We start from the raw sequence: 7266 nt of genomic DNA on the forward strand, positions 1-7266 counted from the left end.
CCTTCGCCGAGCCGAGCGAACCGGCCGCGAGCTTGCCGTCGATCGCGGCGAAGCCGTTGGTGACCTTCCACTCGACGGCGGCCGGCGTGCCGACCCCCGTAGCCCTTCGGGCACGGGAGGTGCCCCCATCGCCAGACCCCGCTCACTGATCCGGCCTGATCGACCGGACAGGACCTAGCGGCTCTGCCGCCGGGAGCTCACACCTCGTCGAGCAGGCGCTCGCGCAGACGCTCACGCGTCTCGGCGCTCACCTTCAGACCTTCGCTCAGGTAGTGCTCGGTGGTGCCCCAGGTCTGTTCGATCGTGTCGAAGGCCGCGCGCAGGTACTCGACGCGGGCGTCGAAGAGCGGGGAGAGAAGATTCATCACTTCGGGTGACATCCCTGCCGGGGAGTTGTCGCTGCGGCGGACCAGGTAACGGCGGTGCGGGTCATTGGACTTGAGGTAGTCCGCCTCGATCGCGTCCCATTCGACGCCGACCGCGAGCAGCGACACCGCTATCGACAGGCCGGCGCGGTCCTTGCCCGCCGCGCAGTGCATCAGCGCCGGGACGCTGTCCTCGGCCAGTGCGTGCAGCACCCTGCTGTGATCGGCGGTGCGCTCCTTGATGATCTTCCGGTACGACGCCGACATCCGGCCGGCGGCCTTCCCGTCCGCGAGGATCGAGCGCAGCTGGTCGAGATCGCCGTCCCGGACCATCTTCCAGAACTCGGCGCCGTCGGCCGGGTCGGTGAGCGGCAGATTGACGTTCCGTACGCCAGGGAGCTCGACGTCAGGGCCCTCGAGACGCATATCGGCGGCATTGCGGAAGTCGAAGATCGTGTGCAGACCGAGCGTGGAGAGGAATGAGGCGTCGGACTCGGTGGCGTGCGCCAGATGACCGCTGCGGAAGAGCCGCCCGTGCCGCACCTGCCTGCCGTCCACGGTCGGCAGGCCGCCCACGTCCCGGAAATTGCGCACTCCGGTCAGCTCGGGCTCTGTCGCGGGGGCCTGCGGCAGCTGCTGCGTCACGGGGGCTCCTGAGGTGACTGCCGTCGGCGCTCTCGCCGACGATGGCGCGTTCCCGACGATACGACATTCATTCAGCGCGCAATCAATTCGGGCCGTATCTCCAAGGGCGTTGCACAGGCGGCGACTCCCGTCGGATGATGTGCGGGCCTGTGCGGACCTGTGAGAATCTGAGGGGTCGGGATGATTGAGAGCGTTGGCAGCGGACGTACGTGGGTTCTCTCGGGACCGACGAGCAGCTATGCACTGCACCTCACGGACGGCGACGAGCTGCTGCATCTGCACTGGGGGCCACGGATCTCGGGCGCCGACGCCGAGGCGCTCGCGGCCCAGGGCCCGCCGCCGTACTGGCCGTTCGAGTCCCAGCTCGACGGGCATGAGGAGTATCCGGTCGAGGGCGGGCCCCGCTTCGTACGGCCGTCGCTGTCCGTCCGTACGGCTGAGGTGCGCGGCACCGAGTGGACCTTCGACCGGGCCGAGGTGGACGGCGACGAGCTGCGGCTGCGCTTCACCGACGCCGTGCACGGACTCGGCCTCACCCTGCACCACCGCATGCGTGACGACGCCGATGTGATCGAACGCTGGGTCACCGTCGCGCATGAGGGCCAGGGGCCCGATCTGCAACTCCTGAGGGCCGATGCCGCCGCCTGGACCCTGCCGCAGCGCGACGGCTGGCGGCTCAGCCAGCTGCACGGCCGGTGGGCGGCCGAGTCCCTGCTCGTACGGTCGGACCTGACGTACGGAGAGAAGGTGATCGGCAGCCGCCGCGGGCACACAGGGCACCAGCATCTGCCATGGGTGGCGCTGGACGCGGAGGGGGCCACCGAGGAGCGCGGCGAGGTGTACGGCGTGGCGCTCGGCTGGTCCGGATCGTGGCGGATCTCCGTACAGCAACTGCCCGACGGCCTGGTGCAGATCACCGGTGGCGCGGGCTACGACGACTCCGGACTGCTGCTGCTCGCGCCCGGCCAGTCCTACACCTCGCCCGTCTTCGCCGGGCTGTGGAGCGACGGGGGCTTCGGCGGGGCAAGCCGGGCCTGGCACGCCTGGCAGCTCGCGCATGTCATTCCGGATGCGGCGACCGAGCGCCCGGTCCTCTACAACTCCTGGGAGGCCACCGGCTTCGACATCTCCGAGGAGCAGCAGCGGGCGCTCGCGCAGAGGGCCGCGGCCATGGGTGTCGAGCTGTTCGTCGTCGACGACGCCTGGTTCGGGCAGCGCACCAGTGACAGCGCCGGACTCGGCGACTGGACCCCCAACGCCGAGCGCTTTCCGCAGGGGCTCAAGCCGCTCGCCGACGAAGTGCACGCGCTGGGCATGCAGTTCGGGATCTGGGTCGAGCCGGAGATGGTCAATGCCGACAGCGATCTCTACCGGGCGCACCCCGACTGGGTGCAGCACCACCCCGGCCGCGCCAGGACCGAGTTCCGCAACCAGCTCGTGCTGAACCTCGCGCGCCAGGACGTACAGGACTATCTGTGGGAGCAGTTGGACGCGCTGCTCGGCAGCGCGCCCATCGACTATGTGAAGTGGGACTTCAACCGCTGCTTCACGGACGCGGGCTGGCCCGGCGAGGAGTACCCGCAGAAGCTGTGGGTGGAGCATGTCCACGCGCTCTACGCACTGCTCGACCGGCTGCGCGCCGCGCACCCGTCCGTCGCCTTCGAGTCCTGCTCGGGCGGCGGCGGCCGGATCGACCTCGGCATACTGTCCCGTACCGACCAGGTGTGGACCTCCGACAACACCGACCCGCTGGACCGGCTCGCCATCCAGCAGGGTTTCACCCAGCTGCATCCCGCGCGGGTCATGGCGGCCTGGGTCACCGACAGCCCCAATGTCCAGCTCAACGGCCGTATCAGCACGCTCCGTTTCCGCTTCGTCAGCGCGATGGCCGGGGTGCTCGGGGTCGGCGGAGACCTCACCGAGTGGACCGACGAGGAGCTCGCCGAGGCGCGCCGCTGGGTGGAGCTGTACAAGAAGATCAGGCCGCTGGTGCAGCACGGCGAGCTGCACCGGCTGCGCGCGCCCGAAGGCGGGCTCAGCGCGGTGCAGTACGTACGCGGCGACGAGACCGTCGTCCTCGCCTGGCTGCAGGCGCAGCACTACGGCGAACAGCCGCCGCGGCTCAGGCTGCGCGGTATCGATCCGACGGCTGTCTACGAGTGCCTGGACACCGGTGCCGTGCACCGCGGTTCCGTACTGCTGCACCACGGGCTGCACACCGGGCTCAAGGGCGACATGGACGCCACGGTGATCCGGCTGCGGCGGCGCTGAGAGCCTGGCCGCCGGCCGGACCCGGCCATGAACGCTTCGCGCGCGTGGGGCGGCTGGGGCAGTGCGGCACACGGCAGGCGGGGTGCATGGCCCCGGCCCGCGCTGCCGCACCCCGGCCGCCAGCGGCGCGGCCCTTTTCGGATTTCTTTGTCAATAGCGGGAGTTGATCGAAGAACAGGCCCGATTATCGCGTATCCGTGGGCGGGAGCGCCGAGTAGCGTCGCAGCCCCTGCCACGGTTGGGAGGAACGGACGATGTCCGATCCCAGGCAGCATGAGAAATACGAGAGTTACGAAGGCGGCAGCGCCGAGGCCGAACGTCTGGTCTTCGAGGAACTGGCCCGGAAGATCCTGCGCGTCCAGGCGGAGAATCAGCGCAGTGGAAAACTGAATCGGCCCGTGCGCGCTTTCCACGCCAAGGCCCCGCTCGCCGTCGACAACGCGCGGCTGCGTTTTTATGGCGAGCTGCCCCGGGAGCTGAGGGAGGGGTACGCCCAGCCCGGCGCCGCCTACCGCGCAGTGGTGCGGATGTCCAACGCGTCCGGCATCCCGCAGGCTGACGCCGCACGGGATCTGCGCGGGATCGCCGTGCGGATCGTGGTCACGGAGGACGAGCGGCACGATCTGCTCATGCTCAACCTCCCCGCCTCGCACGCGGCGAACGCCCGGGAGTTCGTGGGCTTCGCCTCCGTGATGGCCGGCGCGGCCCATCCGCTTCGGTTCGCCTGGCGCCTCCTGGTGAAGCTGCCGCGCGAGGTCGGCTGGAGCACGGCCAACCGGATGCGGCGCACGCTGCGGGGGGCGGTGGGGCGCAGGGTGACCAGCCTGGCCACGGAACGGTACTGGGGGCAGGGGCCGGTGCTCTGGGGCGGCGCCGGGCCCGTGCAATACCAGCTGCGGCCGGGGCCGGGTGCAGCCGACCGCGGCAAGGTCCCGGCCGACCGGAAGAACCCGGAGTATCTGCACGCCGAGCTTGCCGGGCGGCTGCGCGACGGCGACATCGCCTTCGAGCTCTGCCTCCAGCGGTTCGTGGACGAGCGCTCCACACCGGTCGAGGACGCGTCCCACGCGTGGGACGAGGAGACGGCGCCCGCGGTGCCGGTCGCCGAACTGACCATCCCCGGCCAGGACATCGACTCCGAGCAGGCGAGGGGGACGGCCCGCCGGATCGAGCAGCTCGCCTTCACGCCCTGGCGGACCACCGATGCCTTCCGTCCGCTCGGCAGTCTCAACCGGTCGCGCGACGCCGCGTACGGGGAGAGCAGCTCCAGGCGGCTGGGGCAGGCGTAGCCGCGGCGGCGCGCATCGTCGGCGCGGCCGAGAAGGTCGGGACGATGCGGACGAAAAGGGACAACTAGGCCCCTCAATTCCTCGGTAATGACAGTTCTGGTAGGTAAGTGCGCCTGTTAGGGCGATAGTGATTGAATGATGCTTCTGTCCGAATTGGACGATTCGGCATATCGTGCCCCGTCTGCAATGGAGATGGGACACGACCCGTGAGCAGGATCATATTCGTGACGGTGTGTGGCGGTGTGGCGGATCCGAATTCCGTTGTCCGGCGGGGCTGGGAAGATCATTGATCCACGGAGCGTAACGGGAATTCTCCGGCGATATCACGCCAGCTCGTGATCCGTAATTGCGGTGGCTTGTTCCATTCGGCTCGGCTCGTTTACGTTCACGGCAATCCGGACGGACCGCCTAATCCTGCCGCCGCCCGGAATTCGAACCCACCCACGCGTGGCAGGAGCGGGGGACCCAGGTAAGTACGCCGATTCCGGACTTCCGGAACGGCTCGGGGTTAAGTCGCGCAACAGCGCGGCCGGGCATCTCCAGCCCGAACCCGACAGCTCACCTCGCCGGCGCCGGAGAGGAATGCGCCATGCCCGCAAAGGGTAAGCACCGTCGTCCCAAGACCAGCCCGATCACGCGCGGCTTTGTCGCCGCGGGCACGGGTGGCGCCGCCATCGCGATCCCGCTGATGGGCGCCACCGGGGCCCACGCCGCGGGCACGATCGCCCCGGCGACCTCGTCGCACACGGCAGCGACCGCGGCCGCCGCCCCGGCCGCGTACAAGGCCCCGCACAAGCCGGCCGCCGCCCCCACCACGTACTCCGTCGTCGCGGGCGACTATCTCTCCAAGATCGCCGACGAGCACGATGTCCGCGGCGGCTGGAAGAAGCTGTACGAGGACAACCGCGAGCAGGTCGGTGAGAACCCCTCGCTGATCCACCCGGGCCTCAAGCTCACCCTCGGCGCGAAGCCGAAGGCGAAGGCTCCCGAGAAGTCGCAGCACCGCGAGGAGAAGCGGGACCGGTCCTCCTCCAAGACCGCGTCCAAGGCCTCTTCCGACTCCGGCTCGGTGAAGAGCGCCCAGCAGGCGAGCGCCCCGCAGACCAGCGCCTCCGGCTTCACCACCCCGCTCGACAGCGCGACGGTCATCACCCCGTACCACCTCGCCGGTTCGATGTGGGCCAGCGGCTACCACACCGGTGTCGACTTCGCGGCGTCCTCCGGCACCACGGTCAAGGCCGTCGGCCCGGGCACCGTCGTCTCCGCCGGGTGGGGCGGCGCGTACGGCAACGAGGTCGTCATCCAGCACAGCGACGGCACCTACTCGCAGTACGCCCACCTCTCCTCCCTGGCCGTCTCCGCCGGCCAGAGCGTGAGCGGCGGCCAGCAGATCGGCCTCTCCGGCACCACCGGCAACTCCACGGGCCCGCACCTGCACTTCGAGATCCGCACCAGCCCGAGCTACGGCTCGGACATCGACCCGCTGGCGTACCTGCGCCAGCACGGCGTCACCATCTGACGCCTGTCCGACACCTCGTCCCCTCGTGCCGCAGCCCGCGGCGCGGGGGATTCGGCGTATTCCGCCTTGGACGAATCTTGACCGGTGGCAAAGATCACCCCTCGTCAACCCCTCCTTACGGTCGCGTAGGTCACATCCGTAAGGGGAGGATTAGCTCTCGTGGCAGACGATTCGAGAACAGAGAACAGCGGCAGATTCGGGTCGTACGCGGCGATCGGTGACAGTTTCACCGAAGGCGTCGGAGACCCCGGCCCGGACGGGATGTACGTCGGCTGGGCGGACCGGTTCGCGGTCCTGCTCGACGACCGGATGCCGGAGCACACCTTCAGGTACGCCAATCTCGCCGTGCGAGGGCGTCTCCTCGACCAGATCGTCGAGGAACAGGTGCCCAGGGCGAAGGAACTCGCCCCGGATCTGGTGACGTTCTGCGCGGGCGGCAATGACATCATCCGGCCGGGCACCGACCCGGACAACGTGGCCGAGCGTTTCGAGCGCGCGGTCGCCGACCTCACAGGCGTCGTCGGGAAGGTCATGGTGACGACCGGTTTCGACACCCGCGACGTGCCGGTGCTGCGCCATCTGCGCGGCAAGATCGCCACGTACACCGCGCATGTACGGGCCATCGCCGACCGCTACGACTGTCCCGTACTCGATCTGTGGTCGCTCAAGTCCGTCCAGGACAGGCGGGCCTGGGACGCCGACCGGCTCCATCTGTCGCCCGAGGGCCACACCCGGGTCGCGCTGCGCGCCGCCCAGGTCCTCGGCATCGAGGTGCCCGCCGACCCCGACCAGCCGTGGCCGCCGCTGCCGCCCCGCGGCACGCTCGAAGTGCGCCGCGACGACATCCAGTGGGCGCGGGAGCACCTGGTGCCGTGGATCGGCCGGCGGCTGCGGGGCGAGAGCTCCGGCGACCATGTGGAGGCCAAGCGGCCGAATCTGCTGCCTCTGTGACAGCGATGGGGTGAGGCGCGGGGAGCCGGCCCGGCCGCCGGTGCGGCCCGTCGGGCAGGTCGCCGGGCGGCCCGGTGCGGCCGGCCTCCCGGCGACCTGGTGCGGCCCGGCGCCAGGCCCTGTCCGGCCGATCTTGCCGGGCTCGCGTGCCCTGGCACGGCACTCCCCCGTAGCCCTTCGGGCACGGGAGGTGCCCCCACGCAGCGTTGTCGTCAGTCGCCGACGC

At 70.0% G+C, this 7266-nt stretch carries 5 protein-coding genes and 1 riboswitch; of the genes, 4 read left to right on the forward strand and 1 reads right to left on the reverse strand.

Annotation, left to right across the window (positions count from 1 at the left end; all coding sequences use genetic code 11):
- Positions 1 to 197: 197 nt before the first annotated feature.
- A complete protein-coding gene (locus ABZS64_RS38760) occupies positions 198 to 1010 on the reverse strand; it encodes a tyrosine-protein phosphatase (protein ID WP_355839837.1) in 813 nt (270 codons plus the stop codon).
- 180 nt (positions 1011 to 1190) lie between these two features.
- Here ABZS64_RS38760 and ABZS64_RS38765 point away from each other — a divergent pair, with 180 nt between their 5' ends.
- The 4 genes from ABZS64_RS38765 to ABZS64_RS38780 all read left to right on the forward strand — a co-directional run bounded on the left by ABZS64_RS38765 (position 1191) and on the right by ABZS64_RS38780 (position 7040).
- A complete protein-coding gene (locus tag ABZS64_RS38765) occupies positions 1191 to 3281 on the forward strand; it encodes an alpha-galactosidase (RefSeq protein WP_355839839.1) in 2091 nt (696 codons plus the stop codon).
- A gap of 254 nt (positions 3282 to 3535) precedes the next feature.
- Complete coding sequence (locus ABZS64_RS38770) at positions 3536 to 4570, forward strand: hypothetical protein (protein WP_355839841.1); 1035 nt, start codon at positions 3536 to 3538, stop codon at positions 4568 to 4570.
- Positions 4571 to 4998: 428 nt separating this feature from the next.
- Positions 4999 to 5155: riboswitch (cyclic di-AMP (ydaO/yuaA leader) on the forward strand.
- A gap of 4 nt (positions 5156 to 5159) precedes the next feature.
- The gene (locus ABZS64_RS38775; RefSeq protein WP_355839843.1) at positions 5160 to 6089 is read left to right on the forward strand and encodes a LysM peptidoglycan-binding domain-containing M23 family metallopeptidase; all 930 of its coding nucleotides are present in this window, start codon (positions 5160 to 5162) and stop codon (positions 6087 to 6089) included.
- Positions 6090 to 6248: 159 nt separating this feature from the next.
- Positions 6249 to 7040, forward strand: coding sequence for an SGNH/GDSL hydrolase family protein (locus ABZS64_RS38780; protein ID WP_355839845.1), 792 nt, complete (start codon positions 6249 to 6251; stop codon positions 7038 to 7040).
- The last annotated feature ends 226 nt before the right edge of the window (positions 7041 to 7266 follow it).

Origin of the sequence: Streptomyces sp. NPDC005408, assembly GCF_040606445.1 — a bacterium.
In the GTDB taxonomy this organism is placed as follows: Bacteria; Actinomycetota; Actinomycetes; order Streptomycetales; family Streptomycetaceae; genus Streptomyces.